Origin of the sequence: Paenibacillus sp. V4I9 (assembly GCF_030817295.1) — a bacterium.
GTDB lineage: Bacteria > Bacillota > Bacilli > Paenibacillales > NBRC-103111 > Paenibacillus_E.
The window spans coordinates 1,795,984-1,815,587 of the sequence record NZ_JAUSZE010000001.1 but is presented as its reverse complement, the minus strand read 5'-3'; the positions used below and the strand labels follow the sequence as shown (position 1 = coordinate 1,815,587).

Genomic DNA, 19,604 nt, shown 5'->3' with positions numbered 1-19,604 from the left:
AACCTTACAAGATTATAATAATGAAATCAGAAACTTATGTCAATATACCTTACATAAAATAGATATATTTTAAGAATTCAATTTTGTGTGTTATATTCAATAACATATTTGGTTATATATTTTTATAACTAGCAGAGTGAATCTATCATCTTTTATACCCGTTCCCAGACATTCCCTCTTTGTCCGTTCCGATGGGATCATGCAAGGACACGTCTTTGCGCGTTTTCTTCAATGAACGCAGATGCATAAGGACATCGTTCTCGATTAGATCGCGTAATCGTTGGGATGTATGGAAGAGTGGTTGGGGCGGATATCTAGAAAAAAAAGAACATAGCTTCACAAACAAGCCGTGTCCTTCTTTTCAAACCTTATGCAAGATTAATTTCTTTTATCAGTTCGAGTGGTATCTTAGGCTTCCGATCCTCTGTAAGCAATCCGTTGACTTCCTGTTGAACATCGGTTATTTGGGTATAACAATATCCACTAATGTAATCCGTATCTTTAATCGCTTGTGTAATGCTCCTAAAACGCTCGATAAAGGCTTCCTCATTCTCAACCTGATTCCCATAGCCCCAGCCTTTCCCTGTATTAAAAGCAATACCTCCGAATTCAGTGATCATAATCGGTTGGCCACGATAGGCGTATCCTTGGGCCATGGCATATTTCCCGTTATTGAATGAGAATTCGTTGTTCAGGAGTCCATCTTTGTCAGTATAACGCTTTAAAAATGCAGAACCTTTCTCCTCATAATCATGTAATGTCAAGATGTCAGAAACGGTGTGTTCCCAGCCATCATTTACGATAACAGGCCGATGCGGGTCTAGTGATTTGGTCAAGTGATAGATGCTTTCCGTAAACTTTTGTTGTCTCAAGTTGGTGTAAATTTGTGCGATCCCCCATGATTCATTAAAAGGTACCCATGTCACGATACTAGGGTGATTGTACTGCTGGCGGACGATTTCCGTCCATTCCGATGTGAATGTATCAATCGCCTCATCGTTAAACTCAAAAGTTGCCGCCATTTCGGACCAGACCAGCACACCTTTCACATCACACCAGTAAAGGAATCGGGCATCTTCAATCTTCATATGCTTCCTTACCCCGTTATAACCCATAGCCAAGATTGCATCAATATCCTCAATCAACGCCTCCTCCGATGGCGGAGTCAAGTGACTGTCTGGCCAGTAGCCCTGATCAAGAATAAGACGTTGATATATCGGCGTATTGTTAAGGAGTACTTTTCCTTTTTCAATCGAAATTTTTCTCATCCCGAAGTAAGAGTATACATGATCAATGATGATGTCACCTTCATAAAGGATAAATTCCACATCATATAAGTTCGGGTTTTGCGGTGACCATGTTCGAACCTTCCAAGGCCCGTTCGCCTCATGTAATAAATTCATATCCAGTTGGAGCCACGGGCGATCGATAACGAGACTCGTTTGCTTAAGAACTTTATCCTTCAAGCTAATCCGAGTTTCCAGACGGAGTTGTTTCGATTTGGCAGCCATGTGTGCCTGATAATCAAAGCGAACTGAATAATTATCGAGATCAGGCGTCATCTTAACAGATTTTATATACGAGGCCGCTACATACTCTACCCACACACTTTGCCAAATGCCTGTTGTCTGCACATAAAAGCACTCAAAATTATCATCAACCCAACGCTGCTTGCCTCTTGGCTGTGTGCAGCTTTGTGAGTCCTCCGCTTTCAACACGAGGGTATTGGTTTCGCCAAATAGAAGATGCGGTGTAATGTCAAAAGAAAAAGCAGCGTATCCCCCTTGATGTTGTCCGACCATGGTTCCGTTAACCCATAGCTTAGCTAAATAATCTACTGCCTGAAAATGAAGTATAACACGGTTCCCTTCTTGCTCCTTCGGGATACCCAAAGCACGCTCGTACCACACATTCGAATGAAACTTCTCTTCTCCAATACCACTCGCCTTCGTTTCGTATGTGAACGGAACTGTTATTTTGCGATCTCCGTTAAGCTGTTTATACCATTTTTCTATTTCTCCTACATTATCATCGTCAAAACGGAAATCCCATTCCCCGTTCAAATTGAACCAAGAATCACGAACGAATTGCGGTCTAGGATAATCTTTGATATACATCTTAGTTGTCATAACTACACTCCTCTATCTTCTCTGTATTTACAACTACGCATTTCACTTCGAAACAGAAACTTTATGAAAAATAATATCAGAATGGTTGGAAAGTAGACCGATTTTTCCATGTGTATAAGCTCTCGGATCCTGATAATCAAGAACAGGATCCGTTGATCCGTTCCAATATACACGTATTCGATTGCCGGTAACCTGAACTCTCATTCGATAGCTCGTATCTTTTTGAATCGTTAGTGGCACAGTTTTCAAAATCTCCTGTTTTCCGTAATTCACTTTTTTCAACGAAAGTCCGTCTTGGTTCACAGACGCATAATAACCTGTGAAGGCATCTTGCACTTGATGCGGATAGTAAGATTCATGAACAGATCTGATCAGCAAGCCTGCATCTCTTGTCGGTATCGCGGGGAAATGGAACTCCGCATCCATCCGGTAATCCGTCCAGTCTTCACTTCCCGCGAATGTTTTTTATATATTCATGAGAGCGAGTTTCATAACCGCCATCTACAGGAATCCACATGCCCACCATACCTTTAGGCACATTGTCTATTGAAGAGAACGCTTCATCACCTGGATAGAACGTCATCGTCTTGAACGAAAGCGAACCTTGGACAACTTTGATTTTCAGGTTTGCGTAGCCTTCTTTCAATGCCATACTCCCAATGCGGGTTCGTTCCCAAGTTTGATCAGCTTTGTTCCGCTTTGGTACGATAAACCGCTGCTTTTCTGCTCCAGCAGCTATTTCTATCGTTGTCTCCGCATCCGATGGAAGCATTTCCAAATCTATGCCGTAAGTTCCTGCCTGCTTCACCTGTATAGGGTACTGCAGCCAATCTCCAGCCTTCGGCAAAACAGCTGCCATACTGCCATCATCCGCTGCAATTCCTCGATGCTCATTGGCTAAGGAATCTGAATAGCCACGGATCTTATCTTTCAAATAATGTACCGCTTCGATACTCCCTGGGACAGGTTTGACGGTTTCATAATCACTGCTTCCACCCGCATCATTGCTATAAGCCGTGAACAACATAGCAGGAGCGGACTTCGATGCAGCAGCATAGATGTAACCAATCTTACCTCCGACACTCTCCATATCTACCTCTAGCTTATGCATATTGTCCCAATAAACCTGAATCTTGCCATCTACACTTGTTACTCGAATCGTATGCAGTTTTGTTAGGTCCGTTTCCTTTGGGATTTGAGCTTTACCCACAAGGACCATCTTACCCTCATTAACCCGCTGTACGATGAGCTCATGACTTTGCGAATCCACGTCCGTAAACATAAAATTTCGCTCATTCTCGTATGAAAATACAACGCCTAAATGGGAAGAGCTTTCGTCAGTCGACAATGCGTGGAAATTATACTCAGCTGTAAATGCCTGTTCCGTTGTAGAGTCGCTCACTACAATCGTTTTATCACGCAATTGCTCTTGTTTCCAACCAACCGTACTTCCGGGAACCACTTCTTTGGCCGAAAAGTCAGGCATTTTGGCAACAGGACGGGCCATCGCGAAGGTAGGACCGAGTAGAGACATACGATCCCCATTAAACTGCAAACGGTCGATATTCAGCTTGCGTACAGGCGGGCCTGACGTCGATGCGCCTACCAGATTGTGATACACCAAATAATAGGAATCCAGATCCGGTCCTAGAACAGTAGAACTGTGACCTAGTCCATTAAATTTATCGTCCGTGCTGATCACGAATGGATTGTTTTCCAGCGTCCGATACGGACCTAAAGGTCCTTGATCAGAAATCGAATATTGAATTCGATAACCTGTGCTGAAGACATGATTACCGGTATAGGTAATTAGGTATTTCCCTTCTCTTTTCCAGATCGATGAGCCCTCTGTCCAGTGCTGCAAATAGGCTTCCGGGATCAGCTTATCGGGGCCAAATGTATAAGGATCTGACATTTCGTTAGCCAAAATGCCTCGACCAGAAGCATGTGTAAAGTACCATTTCCCATCGTCATCAATAAATACAGAGCCATCGATCGACATCCCCAGATTATCCGTTTGGACCGTAAAAGGGCCTGTGGGACTCTGACTGCTGAGCACATAATGACCGCCGCCTCCCGGTGAGGTGTACATGTAGAAGTAACCGTTCCAGTAAACGACCTCCGGCGCATACGCCCCTTTTGTTATTAGCTCCTCAGTAACGAGTCCTTCCGGCTTCCAATTCATTAAATCCGCAGAACTCCACGCTTTTACTCCAATTTGATCATCCTGGGTGCTGCAGTACAAATAGTACATACCGTTGTAACGGAGAACGAATGGATCGCCAATCCCATAATCCTCCCACTCTTCAGCTAACTCCATTGGATTACTATAGGTGGGAACTTGACTCCAGTGTTCGAGTTCCATTCTCTTAGGTCCCTCTCCCTGACATGAGGTTAGAAAAACCCCTAAACAGATCGTCACCATTACGCTCACAAACCTCTTCAATGATTTACACCTTCCGATTTCAAAGCGACCTTCGCATTGAGTTTAGTACTTATCGTGATTCGAATGAAAAAGCTAATCAGCAGAAGAACACCCATATCAAACCAAAAGCCCTCCAGCGAGCTTAACAAAAGCTGCTCCTGATTGTGTTTTAAAGTAAAAATCATGATATTGCTCAGAAGCAGATAAAGCAGCACGTTTTGACCTAAGACTCGTAAAAAGCTCGTATATTTCATACTAGTAACCAGCATTTTCGCAGCTAGGTAGTACACATACAATAAGAAAGCGGAGCTTAAAATCCAATAGATGGATGGTGGAAATCGTTCAGGAAGCCCCTGTTTCGCTATTACGTACGTGATGAATATGCCAGAAGCAGCTAAGGAACCTACTATAAATTTCCAGTTCCACCCCAGCTTGTAGCGTGCGGCATACATCCCAATCAAGTAGTAGGGAAAATATTGCACTACGGGAAAAGAAGCAAACTTTCTTGTGCCAATCAATAGCCCTAACTGATTCACAGTTACTTTGTCATAAGGGAGATACGTAGTGATTAGCAGCAATAAAACGACCACCCAAAATTTGAACTTTCGCTCAACCAACCAAGTTAATGGCTTAAATAATACCAACCCGACCAACATGATAAGTGAAAAAGAAATCAGAAACTCCGACCAACCAGGAATATCCTGAAGTATCAGAATAGGCTTGATTGTACTCCAATTTAGGGGCTTTCGATCTAAGAACAATCGATAATAAGTACCTGAAATATAAAAAGCAATTAGCATTTTCAACGCGGTTGACAGCATTCTTCCGTATACTGCTTTGAACGGTTTATTGTAATAGGCTAATTGGCCAACGTAACCGAAACTAAATACGAAACCTGTAAACGTGACAATATTAACAACATCGATCACTCGTTGTGCTCCCGTAAAGACCATGGGATCGCTGAAAAACTGCAAAATATGACAGTACACCATCCCTATGACCAATAACCCTTTGAAGATGTCGATGCTGTAATCTCTTTCTTTATTCATGGATTACCCCTTTATACCCGAGAAGCTCAGACCTTTTACTATTTGCCGCTCGAAGAACAAGAACGCAACCATGACAGGAATAGATGCTACCGAGTTAATGGCCATAGGTCTTACATAATCTTCCGAGTACTGGGACATCAGGGTGGGAATCCCCATCGGCAGTGTAAACAATTCTTCTGAAGTAATCGCAATGAACGGCCATAGGAAGTTGTTCCATTGGGCAATAAACGTAAGAATTACAATGGAGGCCAAAGCAGGTTTAGCAAGCGGCATCACGATACTGGCGTAAACCCTTAACTTGCTTCCCCCATCCATCTCAGCGCTTTCCAGTAATTCATTGGGAACCGCGTCAAAAAAACTTTTCAGAACAACAACTGCGAATGGAGAGGCCACAGCCGGTAATATTAATCCTTGATAAGAATCTAACATCCCAAGTTCTTTCACAACCTGATAAAGCGGAATCAGAATCGCTTCGCCTGGGATTAATAGGCCAGCCAAGATCAAGACGAACATGAACTTTTGATATCGGAACTTGATTTTGGACAAGGCGAATGCGCTCAGAGAAGAAATTAACAGCGTAAGCGTTGTAACGGCAATAGCAACAACAAGAGAGTTGAACATCCACCTGACCAGAGAAGTTTCTTGAAAAATATACGCGTATGTCTCAAAGGTGTAAGGCGGTTTATACCAATCCAGCACACCTGTAATCTTCATACCTTCATCTTTAATAGAAACAATCAGCATCCATGAGATGGGAACAAGAAAAAATAGAGCAAGAAGCACCGATAAGGATAAGCGAAGAGCCCGCATCTTAGACCGCCTCCTTCTTCGCACTCATTTTCAATTGGGTCAACGACAAGACAAGGAGTATGGCAAATAGCGCATAGGACATGGTAGCTGCATAACCCATATGGTTGTTTTTGATTCCTTCCTCGTAAATATACTGAATAATTGGCCGTGTATCTGTACCCGGTCCACCACGTGTAATAATGTAAATTTGCAAAAACACTTTATACGAAGCAATAATTTGAAGCAGTAATATCGTTTTTGTAATGGGACCTAGCAGTGGAAGCGTAATTCGAAAAAACATTTGTCTCTCCGAAGCGCCATCGAGTCTCCCAGCTTCATAAATATCATCTGGAATATCCTGCATAGCCGATAAATACAGAATCATGTTAACCCCAACAGTCCACCAAAGTGTAATGGCCGTAATGGCAATCCAGGCAAGGGATGATTCCGTCAACCAAAATATCTCTTGATCTACCGAAAGAATACCAACTAATTTAAGTAAATTATTCAGAAAGCCTGTGTAAGGCTGTATAATAAACAGACCTACATACGAAACGACAGAGACAGATAGGACACTCGGCAAGAAAAAGACGCTGCGGAAAAATTTCTGAAGTCTCGTTTTTTGATTGGCAATGACCGCGAGTAGCAGAGCAAATATAAGCATGCTAGGCGTAGATAAGATAACAAAGTACGTTGAGTTCCAGAGCGCACGCCAAAAATTTGCATCCTGTACCATAGCCATATAATTATTAAGGCCAACAAAATCCATCTTCTTAATTAGCGTCCAGTCGTACAGACTCATCTGCAGTCCTTTGATCATCGGGAATATCGTAAACACGACGTATACGGCAAGAAAAGGCAAAAGAAATAAAAAAGCCAGGATGTCCAGCCGCCACTGCCTTGGTTTCGTTTGTGAACGGGCGGTGACCAATTTATTATTCAAATCAACTTCTTTTGTACTCATGCAGTACCCCACCTCTCTTTCTTGAAAGTAACAAGCTTGAAGTATGATACTACTCCAAGCTTGTTATCCGGTTTAATGGCATTTATTTAGAGAGCAATGTCTTTAACTCACCATCAATCTTCTTAAACACAGCATCCGTAGGGGTTTTATTCAACCAAATTTCATCCAGATATTTTTTCAAAACATCGTTCTTAGGCCATGTTTTGTCTGATACCTTAGGGAATACCACATCACCAGCTACACTTGCATAGTCACTGCGGTATTTCAGACCTTTGTATTCTGCTGTATCGAAAACAGTTTTGTTAGCAGGAATGTGACCTGCTTTCGCCCAAACTTGGCCGCCTTTTTCAGCAACATAGTTGGCAAACGTCAATGCAGCTTCGCGCTTCTTAGGATATTCCTTCGCGGTCACTGGCAAGATAATGGTGTGTGAATCTCCCCATGTTTTCGTATTTCCGAAGATATTAGGAATTGGCATAGCACCGAAATCAAGATCTTTGGTCGTTTCCCAAGTTCCTGTAGCCCACACGCCTGTCATCATGATGGCGCCTTTGCCGCTTTGGAACGTTTTGTAAAAATCAGGGTCCTGCGGTTTAATTACTTTACTTGTATAATATAAGTCCTTAATATAGTTTGCAGCTTTAATTGCCTTATCCGTATCAATCGCAGGTGTTTTGCCGTCATCCGAAATAACGTCATTTCCGCCTTGTTGGGAATAGAGCGCCCACCATAATCGATATGGATCATCCGCATTATTAGAAAAAGCGAATGGCGTTACATCTTTAGGAAGCTTATCTTTTAGTGTTGTTAAGAATTTGACGAAGCCATCCGCACCTGTCTCAATTGTAGGTTTGCCATCAGCGCCCAGCAATCCAGCTGTTTGCAAATGCTTCTTATTGTAGTACATGATGAAAGGATGCGTGTCGATCGGTACCGCATAATGCTTTCCATTTACTGTAGCGGAACTCAAAATATTACTGTTATAGTTATCCCAGTTGAGATTAATGGCCTTACCAGTCGTATCTAGCTCAGATACAACCCCCGCTTTAATTAGCTCAGGTAATTTAGATGTATGCGAAATCCCGATATCCGGACCTTTACCACCAGACACACCAGTCAAGAGCTTAGTGTAATATTCTGCCCATTCCAACTTGACGTTCTTGATTGAAATATTGTCCTGCGATTTATTAAAAGAACTAATGATCTGATCCATGTATTCGCCATCGCCGCCCGCAAACAGCGTCCAGAATACAAGCTCTGTTTTCTTACCCCCGGTATTTTCTGTTTTCGCCGTCTCTGCTGCTTTTTCAGTGCTGGCTGGAGTTACACTTGAACCACCGTTACTTGAGCAACCTGCCAATAGGGATACTAACATTGTGGCGCCTAGCATTGACGTTAACACTTTTTTTGTTTTCAATTCAATCGCTCCCTTTTTAATTTGGAATATATAAAACAATAATTCTGTTTTATAACTATTTTTATGTATCTTACAAGAGAATAATAACGCTTACATAGCATTATGTCAACGTTTATTTTAATATTATTGTATCTAAATGGCATTTCCATTCCATTATTACATTATTTTTGTACATAAAGAAAGGTCAACACAACATTATTGTTGGTATGACCTCATTTCCCATCATTTAAACCGTATAGAACACTTTCATGACGATCCCTTGTTCATAATCCCCGAATTTGTTACCGAATAAGTTAATACCGCCCTTATGTGTTGCATCATCTTTCACGCCTAATCTTAAATCGATGAAGCTATTATTTCCAAGCACTAATTGATGCAAATTGATCGAAGACACTTGAACGTTATCAATTGCGGTCATGGTACCATCCACACTCAACGTTTTTAGCAATCCAAATTGGGTCGAAAATTCTTGCCACCATCCTGGATTTAACTTCCCTTTTCGCCCTCCGAAATCGCCAGGAGAGGTCCATGTCCCCACGTCAACCCCGTTCACCCAAAACGAAATATCAGATGGCCAGTTGTTATCATAATTTGGAGCTTCTGAACAGATTTCAAGACTGAACTGGACGGATTGAATTTTAGCACCTTTCGGAAGTTCCAAAGGAAAACGGTAATCAACGAATCCTTTGCGAAACCAGATGATTTGTGCAGAAAAGCGATCAGGATGGAAGAAGCCGGCAGGTGAATCTTCCTGAATAATCATTTTCTCCGTATTGGCCATCCCACAGGTAGGCGACACCTGGCAATTCGTAAAGTATCCGATGGGCATTTCGATCTCATAGCAGTTTTTATCCGGCTGAACATGATAGAACTGTGAATTTAAAATGATATGAATGTCATGGTAAGTTCGCGTACATACTTTCATAGCTCCGCGTGTCGCCGGCAGCAGCTCAGTTTCAATGAGTCGAGCCTTTTCTAATATCTTCACATTGGAAGCTGCGGTGGATACAGGAATCTGAAGCGCGTCAGCAATTTCATTTATATTCAACTTCTTTGTATTTAACAGTTGGATGATGTTGACCCTTAAATCAGTGGATAATGCATGGGCCACAAGAACAAGCTCATCTGGATTTTCTATATTTAACTCTAGCATCGAATTCACTCCCGAATTTTTGTATGAATACATATATCATATAATAAATGATGATATACGTCCATGGATGCATATTCATGAAATAAAAAGCATAAAAAAACCAGTCAGAACACTAGAATAAAGTGTTGACTGGCTTTTTTTAGTTCACCACGCAGCGGAAACCGATGTTTCCTGTAGAACTATCCGGCGTATTTTTGCTTCTTGCCGCTACCCGGTAGCGATTACAGTAAGACTTATGACATAGATAAGATCCCCCGCGAAGCACTCGGTTATCACCGGATGACGGGCCGAGCGGGTTAGCTTTAGAGCTATTCAGATGATATGTCGGGCTGAACCAATCCGCGCACCATTCCCATACGTTTCCAGATACGTTATACAACCCGAATCCGTTCGGCTCAAACGAATTCACCGGTGCCGTTCCTGCATATCCATCGCTTTGATTATTTTTATCCGGAAATTTCCCCTGCCAGATGTTACAGCGGTGAACACCACCCGGCTTTAATTCGTCTCCCCATGGATATCGTTTCTGTTCCAATCCGCCGCGAGCGGCATATTCCCACTCCGCTTCCGTTGGCAAACGCTTTCCCGCCCACCGGCAGTATGCCGTCGCATCATTCCAGGAGACGTGGATAACCGGATGGTTCAGACGCTCTACGATGCTGGAATCCGGCCCCTCCGGATGCCTCCAATCAGAGCCTTCCACTACCAACCACCAGGGTGTATGCTGCACTTTGATTTTCACCTTCGCGGCTGTTTCAGAAGAAACAAACAGATGGAACACAAACGACCAGCCGAATTTCTCCGCTTCAGTAACATACCCGGTAGCTTCGACGAATGTGTGAAATTCTGCATTCGTAACGGCACACGGATCGATATAGAAGGAACTGATTTCTACTGTACGGATAGGTCCTTCGCCATCCGCAGGAAAGCCTTCCCCATCATCCGTCCCCATCAGAAAAGAGCCGCCCGGCAAATAAATCATGTTATCTTTAGACGTTCTAGCAGTTATATCCAACGCACCGGATTTCCGTTCAAGCTTACCCACTTTCACGAAACCTGTTTCTATTTGATTTCTTCCTGCACTGCAGCAGGATGGTTTGGAAGAAGTATGTTCTGACATACCCTATGCCTCACTTTCTATTTATGCGTGCCAAATGCGTGGCATGGGCATCGATTCTTTTCCCAACTCTGCCCAAATGTATTTCAAAAGCAATTCGGATTTAAGTGCAGCGTACTGCGGCTCATCCCAAAGGTTATTAAGCTCTCCGGGATCCTCTTGAAGGTCGAAAATTTCACCGTAGGTTTGATTATAGTATACCGTGATTTTATACCGTTCATCGACATACGTCTTCTGATGAATGGTCGTTGGCTCGTGCCGGAACTCGCAAATGGTATGATTTCTGGCTTCCGGTTGTGTACCGAGCCAGACACCGCTTTGATCCACCCCTGTCATTACTGGAGGAATCGGAATACCGGAAAGCGACAGGAAGGTGGGCGCAAGGTCGACAAGCGATTGAATCGCCGGGGAAACACGACCTTCCGGGACGTGGGCGGGATAACGGACAATAAAGGGTAGCTTGATCAAATCTTCATAATGAAAGCCGCCTTTGTACTGAAGCCCATGCTGACCAAAGAAGTGCCCATGGTCCGTCGTAAACACGACAATCGTGTTGTCTGCAAGACCAAGCTCATCCAGCTTATTGAGAATTTTGCCGATATATTTGTCCATACAGCTGATCATTCCGTAATAAGTCGCAACCAGTTTTTTACGTTCGTCCGGGGATTGCAGAGAATGAGATTGGTAGCCATGAATCCCTTGGCCGGTTTCGCGCCATGCGGAGAAATCAGGATTCTCCTCCTGTGTCATCCGGAAGTGCGGTGGATTCCGGTCATGCTCTCCTGGGGTGACCGCCGGTATCGTAAGCTGGTCCGGGTCATACATCGTATCCCAAGGCTCAGGCACGAGATAATCCGGATGCGGATCGAAGAAGCTCGACCATAGGAAAAATGGCTCGTTATTCTCCTTGTACTGCTCGAGCATAGCATTTGACCGTTCAGCGATCCAAGTATTGTAGTGAAACTCTTCCGGTATCGGCCATTTGTGCATAATGCTTTTATCCATTGTGCCGGTTGGAGGAAGAAAATAATCACGCCAATTCTTACAGCCCTTCTCCTCCATCCAAATGGCATAATGCTGGCCTACATGCGCTTCATTTGTATGATTTCGGGCTAACTCCACATGGTCAAAGCCATAGAAAGGCCCCGTAAATTCTCTCCAGATATCCAAATCCTGAAGTAGCGGGTATGCTTCAAGCGAAGGATACTCATCTGTACCTCGCAGGGGTTGAAAGTGAGCCTTACCGATCAAAGCTGTTTGATAACCGTTCTTGTTGAAATCCTCCCCTACGGTATGCCGATCTTCCAGCAGCTTGGTGCCGAGTGTCCACGCCCCGTGTTGACTCGGATACATGCCGGTAATAATCGACGACCGGGTCGGAGTACAGGTCGGATTCGGACAATATGCTCTCGTAAATGTCGTCCCTTCCCTAACCAATCGGTCCAGATTAGGGGTATGGATTTCCTCGTTAAACGCCCCTATTGTATTCCAATGCTGCTGGTCGCTGGTGATAAGCAAAATGTTGGGTCTCTTCACAAACTTCAGCTCCTTTAACTAGTCATATATTTCTTTGTATAAATGGTATACTAAACTTCACAATCTGAAAATAACAATTCGGCTTTCATCTTGTGCTGAGCGGTACCGTAAAAATAAGACAAGACAAATCACCTTCTCCTGTGCCAGATAGGCCACAGAAGAGGGTGATTTTGCCGTTTATTCCGCCGGATTCGGCGTCACTATGAAGTTATCGATTAAGCTTTCACTGTTGAAGCTTCTAACCCCTATTTTGCCATGCGTGAAAGCTGTCCCGCTCTGATCCGTGAAATCAATTAGGGGTTTTTCCATATCCCCAACATAAACCTTGATCCTAGTGCCGCTCGCAACTACCTTCATATGCTGCCAATTCCCAACCGTGCCCACTAGCGCCGTTCCGGTCAAGTACTGGTAGTTATAATTGAATTTGCCCAGATGCACGCCATCTGTGGTCAGGTATGCGATGTAGCCCTGAAGGAAATCGTTTCTGTTCTGCCCTAATAACGTTCCGTCAGCGGGATTGTTTACACGGAAAATGATGCCTGCGTTACCTCCCGCTTGCGTATTTGCGCCCAACTTGATATCCGTCTCCACGATATAGTCCGACCAGCTGCTGTCGCCAATTACCGATTTCGGATACCCTTTCGGTTGCGATTTGTATACGCCTTGTTTAGGAACGATCGGGTCATTGTGGAAACGGAAGCTGTAAAAGTCGAACTCGCCGGTTACAATTTCCACCTTGATGGTGTGATTGCCTGCGGGAAGGGTAACTCCTTCTTTCGTTACCGTCATCCATTCGTGAAAACCGCTTGTGTTCGGAACATTGATAATACCTGTAAGGTCAGTTGTATCATCAAGCCAAAGTCTGACTTGACTGCCCTCCATGCCTGTAGCCACTCGCAAATCCAGCTTGTATGAACCTGCTTCGGTGACATTCACATTGTATTTCATCCACTCGCCGGTTTGGTTCCAACCCGTCGTGAACCCTTCCGGGAGCATACGGATATCGACGGCATCGGTACGGTATAGACGACCAATGTTGTCCGGCGTATTGTCATGGTACGCAACCCCTTCCCCTCCATTCATGTAATCCACGGCAAGAACGGTCCCGGGAAGCATCTGGGATTCATGTAACGTATTAAACGAGAGACTAGCGAAATCATATTCGCCCTGGACGATTTCAACCTTGATGGTATGGTCACCTTCCGGAAGTTTTAAGTCTCCAAGCTTGACGTTTCTCCAGTTATTCCATCCTCCGGTATTGGGAATATCCACGACACCAGTTAAATCGGTCGTATCATCAAGCCACAGCCGGACTTTCCCGCCGTCAAGCCCTGTTGCGATCCGGACACTGACGTCATAGGCAGCGGACTTGGCAACGCCCACGTTGTACTTCAACCACTCGCCGGTCTGGTTCCAACCGACGTTCCAGCCTCCTTTCGGATTGACACGAATGTCAACCGCATCCTTGCGATATTGGCCGCCGATATTCGTTGACGTATTGTCATGGTAACCGACACCCTCGCCACCTGTGTTATAATGAACGGCTTCTACAACGCCCGGAAGAGATTTAGGTACGTCGAAGGAAACGAACTTCAGCCTTGCGAAGTCATACTCGCCTTTAAGCGTTTCGAAGGTAATCGCATGCCGGCCCTCCGGCAAATAGACGCCTTCGGACACCGTTGTCTGCCAATTGTTCCAGCCCCCGGTACTCGGTATATTAATCGCACCGGTCAGATCCGTATGATCGTCCAGCCATATACGCGCTTGATTATCGTTGAACGTGGTTGCTGCCGTTACTTCGATCTTATACATTCCCGCGCGTTTCACGTCGATGTTGTATTTGAGCCATTCGCCGGCCTGGTTCCAGCCGACGTTAAGGCTGTTGAAATTATTGTTCGTACGGATATCCACGGAATCGCCTCGATATGCACCGCCGATGTTTTCAGGAGTATTATCATGGTAGGCAATACCTTCACCGCCCGTATTGTAGAAAGGCGCTTCGATGATACCCGGGATCGGCTTGGGAATGTCAAACGGAGCTGATTCCCCGGTATCTACCCGCCAGCCTTGTTCGAATTTCTTCCAGTCAGAATCGTTGCCGTCATTGAAATCATCGGATAGGGGGATCGCTGCAGCGGAGCGGCTCAACTTCAGAGAGGCAAAATCAAACGCCCCCCCGACGGCTATCACTTTGAGCTTATGCAGCCCTTGCGGAAGCTTGACATCCTTTATCACCAGATTGTTCCATTGATCCGCACCTCCTGTTGAAGGAAGCCGTACTATGTCTGTCAGTTCGGTTGATTCATCGAGTTCAAGCTTCACTCGCGCATCGGATGCTGAGGCATACCTGATTACGACATCATAGGTTCCCGCTTCGGATACATTTACGTTATATGGCAAATTCCCCTTATTGAACGATGCGACATGATAACCGCCATCCGGATCTTCGGCGATATTGGATTGATCGCCATTGCCATCGGACTTGCCATTTCCTTTCGGGTTGAAATGGACGGCTTGGATCTCGCCGGGAATCGGCTTGTAAGCGGCGTTGGCGCTGTTTCCGCCCACCTTGTTGCTAAACGCGACATATCCGAAATCCGCTTGCGCATCCGTTGTCGTGTAACCGATCTTGCCCTTGCCAAGACGTTCGACGGAACGGGTTTGCTTCAACATGCCGTCTACATAGATGCGATAGTCGGAACCTTCCTTCTCCAAACGGATCTGATGCCATTTCGTATAATCATAGCCATCCGGAAGAGGGGTCGTTACCCGGTCTGTATCCTTGCCGTCCACGCGGAAAACGGTCTCCAAACGATTTTGTTTGGCGTTAAGTACGGCAACACCATAATTTTTCTCATTCTTGTAGGAGAATACTGCACCCAACAGCGGGTTCGAGCTGCTCCCCTGCTCTACTTGCTTCAGGTTAAACTCCGCCGTGAAGTTGTCATCCGTCGCTTTCTGGGATAGAAGCTTATGAGATTGTTCCGGTTCACCCATTGCATCTTGATACAATGTACTACCGTCCCGGATTCCCCAATTTCCTCCGTCTACAACCCTCCAATCATCGCCCAATCCATTTCTTTGGAACCGGTCGCTGAACTCAGGCATTGCCGGGTCAGGCTGTTCGGATGTCGTGGGACCGAGCACGAGCAACTTATCCCCGTTCCATACGATCCGGTCCAGGTTCAGATTTCTCCCCGGTTTGGCATGACTGTGGTATACCATATAATCGGAATCCAGATCGGGACCACGAACAATGGAGTTATGCCCAAGCCCGACATGGTCTCCTTCCGAGTCTAGAAGAATCGGGTTCTGGGATGCGGCCGGCACGAAGCCCGTAACCGGATTCGCGCTGCTTGCATAATCCACCCTATAAGCATCGCTCCATACGTGGTTTCCGGTATACGTCATATAGTATTTTCCATTGCGTTTGATTACCGTCGGACCCTCGGTCCAACCATTCATCACGGCTCCGGTATTCGATTTCTCTCCGAACGTATAAGGATCGGACATTGGACGAGCGTCGATATTGCCATTGCCCGTGCTGTAGAAGTACCATTGTCCGTCATCGTCAATGAATACGTGTCCGTCAATGCCATTTACCTTGTTGCCCGTTTGGGCTGTGAAAGGACCTGTAGGACTGGAGCTCTTCAGCACGCGATGACCGCGCTGCGTGGTACCGTCATCCCGAAGCAGAGCCGTATACATGTAAAAATCGCCGTTCCAGTAAACAACTTCCGGGGCATAGGCTCCTTTCGTAACCGGTTCCGTAGCACACAGACCGTGATATTCCCAATGCACTAGGTCTTCCGACGACCAAACCTTCACACCTGGCTTATCGTCCACCGTACTGGTGTACAGATAGTAGACTCCGTTAAATTTCAAGATGAACGGATCGCCTTCCCCATAAAAATCCCCATTATCCCAACGCCATGAGTCTGGTACGATTTGCGGATTGCTGTAAGCGAATCCTGATGCTGGAAAAGACATGATCAAGACAAAAGCAAGAATTCCCGTCAACCATTTTTTCATTTATCATCAGCTCCTATTCCTGTTACCGTTAGCAGTGAGACCTTTACCCCGTTAGCGACTGATTTCTAATACATAGACGGATGACGCCCTCAGCTGACAGGTCACTTGAGATTTCATTACTGATAATTCATGAGCTTCGCAGACCACCGCATTCGGATGATTCACGCTATTGAAACATTCGTAATCATCCGCTGTTACTTCCAACAGACGGGCTGTGCCCGATTCGGCAAATCCGTCCAACTGCACGTCGGTTAGCGTAGCTTCGAGACTTCGATTCACCATAAAGATCGTCAGTTTATCGCCACGAATATTCGTACAAGCCACGACGTCCAAATTTGGCAGGTTATCAAGCTGTGGTGCAGCAGGCATGAGGCTACCCACTTTAAAGCTGCCGCATTCGGTATGACTCTGAACGACATAGCCCAAGTCTCGGTTTGCATACATTTTCATAACATAATAGCTTGGAGTGCCATACACGGTTAAGGAATTCTCGCTTCTGCCAGCGGACTTACCGCGAAACTGATCCGCATAGAAATCCCCTACTCGGATACATCCGCCAAGCCAGCCGTTGACGAGGTCGGAGAAGCTGCCTATTTCAATCAAATCGCTATTTCGAATGTATTCATTCAAATTCGCTGCATTTGCAGCCGCAGCTTCTAAGGTGTGTTCATTCGGAAGACCCTTGCGGATGGTATTCGGATAATACATCATATTGTACTCGGTGATCGCCAATTTCAGGTGAGCATAACGGGCGGATGATCCGAACATCTCCCTTAATTGCTTTACGGTTTCCCTCGTCCATTCCGGATAAGAGAGGATCGCCTTATAGCGCTCTTCTTTCGGCGTATGAGCATTCATCCCAAAACGGTTGTATCCGTGATACAAATGCAAGGTTAAGTAATCGATCTGCTCAGCAGCTCGTTCCAGCAAGGTTATGTTCCAATCCATTTTCTCATTACCGCAAGCGAGCAGCCTAATCCCTGGATCGATTGCTTTCATAGATTGGGCAAATCGCATATAGCGTTCTGCGAATTGCTCGGCACTGCAATGCCCGACCTGCCACCCACCCCATACCTCATTGCCGATCTCCCAGTACTTCACGCCATACGGCTCGGCGTGCCCGTTAGCAGCCCGCAGTTTTCCCATGGGGGTATTCGCATCGCCATTGCAATACTCAACCCACTCGGCAGCTTCCTCCGGAGTACCCGAACCATCATTTACACAAATCAGAGGCTCCACATTCAGTTCACGACAAAACCCAATAAACTCATCCGTTCCAAAATACTTATTCGTCCAGCCCCCCCATGCTTCATTGATGACACTGGGGCGCTCATACACAGGGCCAATCGCCTGCTGCCAATGATAGGCACTAATATAATTCCCTGCAAGCCGCATCATACCGGCGTTTAAGTCCTTGGTCATTTCCATAACTTCCTTGCGAACATTGCCTACACTATCAGAAGGAAGCAGCGAAATATGATCTAACCAAAGCATCCCCGTGGATACATGATCCAGCCAGCGTTCATGCTCCAAAGGTACATATAATCGGAACTCCACATGCTCACAAGACCGACTGACCGTCAGTCGCGATTCATAGTGCTTCCAATTATGGCTCACTACATCGATTCGCGTGGAACCAAGAACTTCTTCACTTTTCCTATCTACAATCTCTGCTACAACATACTTGATTTCGATAGAAGCTCGTGCATACAGAGCCAAATAATAGCCATCCGGGTCCTGTTTTACAGCAATTGCTTGGCTCAGACCTGCATAAGCCTCATCGTCGCTATAGACTCGTACCCGCTGACTATGTCCGGAATGATGCGCAGCAGCGGGTTCGAGCGTATAAAGAGTACTCTTCCCGTTCGTATAAGGACGCCAGCGTCCGGAAAGCCCTCTGCATGTCACGTCTGCACTTTCAAAATCCATATCCGCAAGCGGATAGGCCAACATCGCATCCATATGATCACGGATATCTTCCACAAAATGCCCGAATATGTAAGGATTAATTCTGTCTTTACTGACTTGATTCGTCTTCACCTGGATCTTAGCTCTTGCTTGCATGAACACAACGCTTCCTTCCATCCGTTATCCTTTTAATGAACCAATCATAACGCCCTTCACAAAATGCTTCTGTACAAAAGGATACATCAGCAGTACTGGCAAGCTGGAAATAATAATCACCACATATTTAATACTCTCAGCCAGCAGTATCTTGGATTCCAGACCAACATTGCTGTCAACCGCATCCGCCTGACTGACCATCAGCACTTCACGCAGCACAAGTTGTAACGGGTACATATCCTTGCTGCGAATATAGATCAAAGCATTGAAGAATGAATTCCAATGACCAACCGCATAAAACAGGATCATGACAGCCAAAATCGGCTTGGATAGCGGCAATATCACATGTGTTAACAACTTCCAGTTCGAACACCCGTCGATATGGGCTGCTTCCTGAATCTCCCAAGGGATGCTGGATTGAAAATAGGTTCTCATGACAATTAGATTATAGGTGGTAATTGCGCCAGGAATAACTAGCGCCCACATCGTATCCACCATACCTAAATTTTTCACAAGGAGATAAGATGGAATGAGACCCCCGCTGAAAAACATCGTAAGTGTTACAAAAAACATAATGATTCCCCGCCCGGGCAGGTCTGGTCTCGACAGCGGATAGGCTGCTAATGTCGTCATGATCAGGTTGATGACCGTACCTACTGCTGTATACAGAATGGTATTCCCATATCCGTTCCAGATTTGATCGTTTTGAAAGACATTCCGATATGCCTCCAAAGTGATCTGTTTAGGCAGTAAAACCACTTCCCCATTCAGCACCAGTGCAGGATCACTGAAGGAAGCACTAACGATAAATATTAGCGGGTACAGCACTACTACGACGATAAGGAGGGCCAATGCGCTGACCACGGCATCGAATAATTTTTCATCCGACTTCCTTTTCTTGAGCGTATGTTCCTTCATCACATGGCCCT

The 19,604-nt window shown here is 45.3% G+C and carries 12 protein-coding genes and 1 pseudogene; all 13 read right to left on the bottom strand.

All coding sequences use genetic code 11. The features are described from left to right. Positions 1–368: 368 nt before the first annotated feature. Positions 369–2,129: a glycoside hydrolase family 2 protein gene (locus tag QFZ81_RS08510; protein WP_307602293.1), complete on the bottom strand. Its 1,761-nt coding sequence runs from the start codon at positions 2,127–2,129 to the stop codon at positions 369–371. A gap of 42 nt (positions 2,130–2,171) precedes the next feature. Then, positions 2,172–2,564 (bottom strand): annotated as a pseudogene (locus QFZ81_RS08505) (3-keto-alpha-glucoside-1,2-lyase-like domain-containing protein); the annotation flags it as partial. A 10-nt stretch (positions 2,565–2,574) separates the two neighbouring features. Further along, positions 2,575–4,494 (bottom strand): family 43 glycosylhydrolase, encoded by a 1,920-nt coding sequence (locus tag QFZ81_RS08500; RefSeq protein WP_307602291.1) that lies wholly within the window; start codon positions 4,492–4,494, stop codon positions 2,575–2,577. 77 nt (positions 4,495–4,571) lie between these two features. Continuing rightward, positions 4,572–5,603, bottom strand: a complete 1,032-nt coding sequence (locus QFZ81_RS08495) for an acyltransferase family protein (protein ID WP_307602290.1) — start codon at positions 5,601–5,603, stop codon at positions 4,572–4,574. A 3-nt stretch (positions 5,604–5,606) separates the two neighbouring features. Continuing rightward, on the bottom strand, positions 5,607–6,413 hold the full coding sequence (locus QFZ81_RS08490; RefSeq protein ID WP_307445662.1) for a carbohydrate ABC transporter permease: 807 nt from the start codon (positions 6,411–6,413) through the stop codon (positions 5,607–5,609). Between the two features lies 1 nt (position 6,414). After that, positions 6,415–7,356, bottom strand: coding sequence for a carbohydrate ABC transporter permease (locus tag QFZ81_RS08485; protein ID WP_307602288.1), 942 nt, complete (start codon positions 7,354–7,356; stop codon positions 6,415–6,417). A gap of 82 nt (positions 7,357–7,438) precedes the next feature. After that, a complete protein-coding gene (locus QFZ81_RS08480) occupies positions 7,439–8,773 on the bottom strand; it encodes an ABC transporter substrate-binding protein (RefSeq protein ID WP_307602286.1) in 1,335 nt (444 codons plus the stop codon). Between the two features lie 226 nt (positions 8,774–8,999). Further along, a complete protein-coding gene (locus tag QFZ81_RS08475; protein ID WP_307602284.1) occupies positions 9,000–9,926 on the bottom strand; it encodes an ArsR/SmtB family transcription factor in 927 nt (308 codons plus the stop codon). 139 nt (positions 9,927–10,065) lie between these two features. Beyond that, positions 10,066–11,046, bottom strand: coding sequence for a formylglycine-generating enzyme family protein (locus tag QFZ81_RS08470; protein WP_307602282.1), 981 nt, complete (start codon positions 11,044–11,046; stop codon positions 10,066–10,068). 21 nt (positions 11,047–11,067) lie between these two features. Continuing rightward, on the bottom strand, positions 11,068–12,579 hold the full coding sequence (locus tag QFZ81_RS08465) for a sulfatase family protein (RefSeq protein WP_307602280.1): 1,512 nt from the start codon (positions 12,577–12,579) through the stop codon (positions 11,068–11,070). Positions 12,580–12,756: 177 nt separating this feature from the next. After that, the gene (locus tag QFZ81_RS08460) at positions 12,757–16,611 is read right to left on the bottom strand and encodes a carbohydrate-binding protein (protein ID WP_307602277.1); all 3,855 of its coding nucleotides are present in this window, start codon (positions 16,609–16,611) and stop codon (positions 12,757–12,759) included. Positions 16,612–16,662: 51 nt separating this feature from the next. Continuing rightward, positions 16,663–18,675, bottom strand: coding sequence for an alpha-L-arabinofuranosidase C-terminal domain-containing protein (locus QFZ81_RS08455; protein WP_307602276.1), 2,013 nt, complete (start codon positions 18,673–18,675; stop codon positions 16,663–16,665). A gap of 24 nt (positions 18,676–18,699) precedes the next feature. Beyond that, positions 18,700–19,593, bottom strand: a complete 894-nt coding sequence (locus QFZ81_RS08450) for a carbohydrate ABC transporter permease (protein ID WP_307602274.1) — start codon at positions 19,591–19,593, stop codon at positions 18,700–18,702. Positions 19,594–19,604 lie beyond the last annotated feature (11 nt).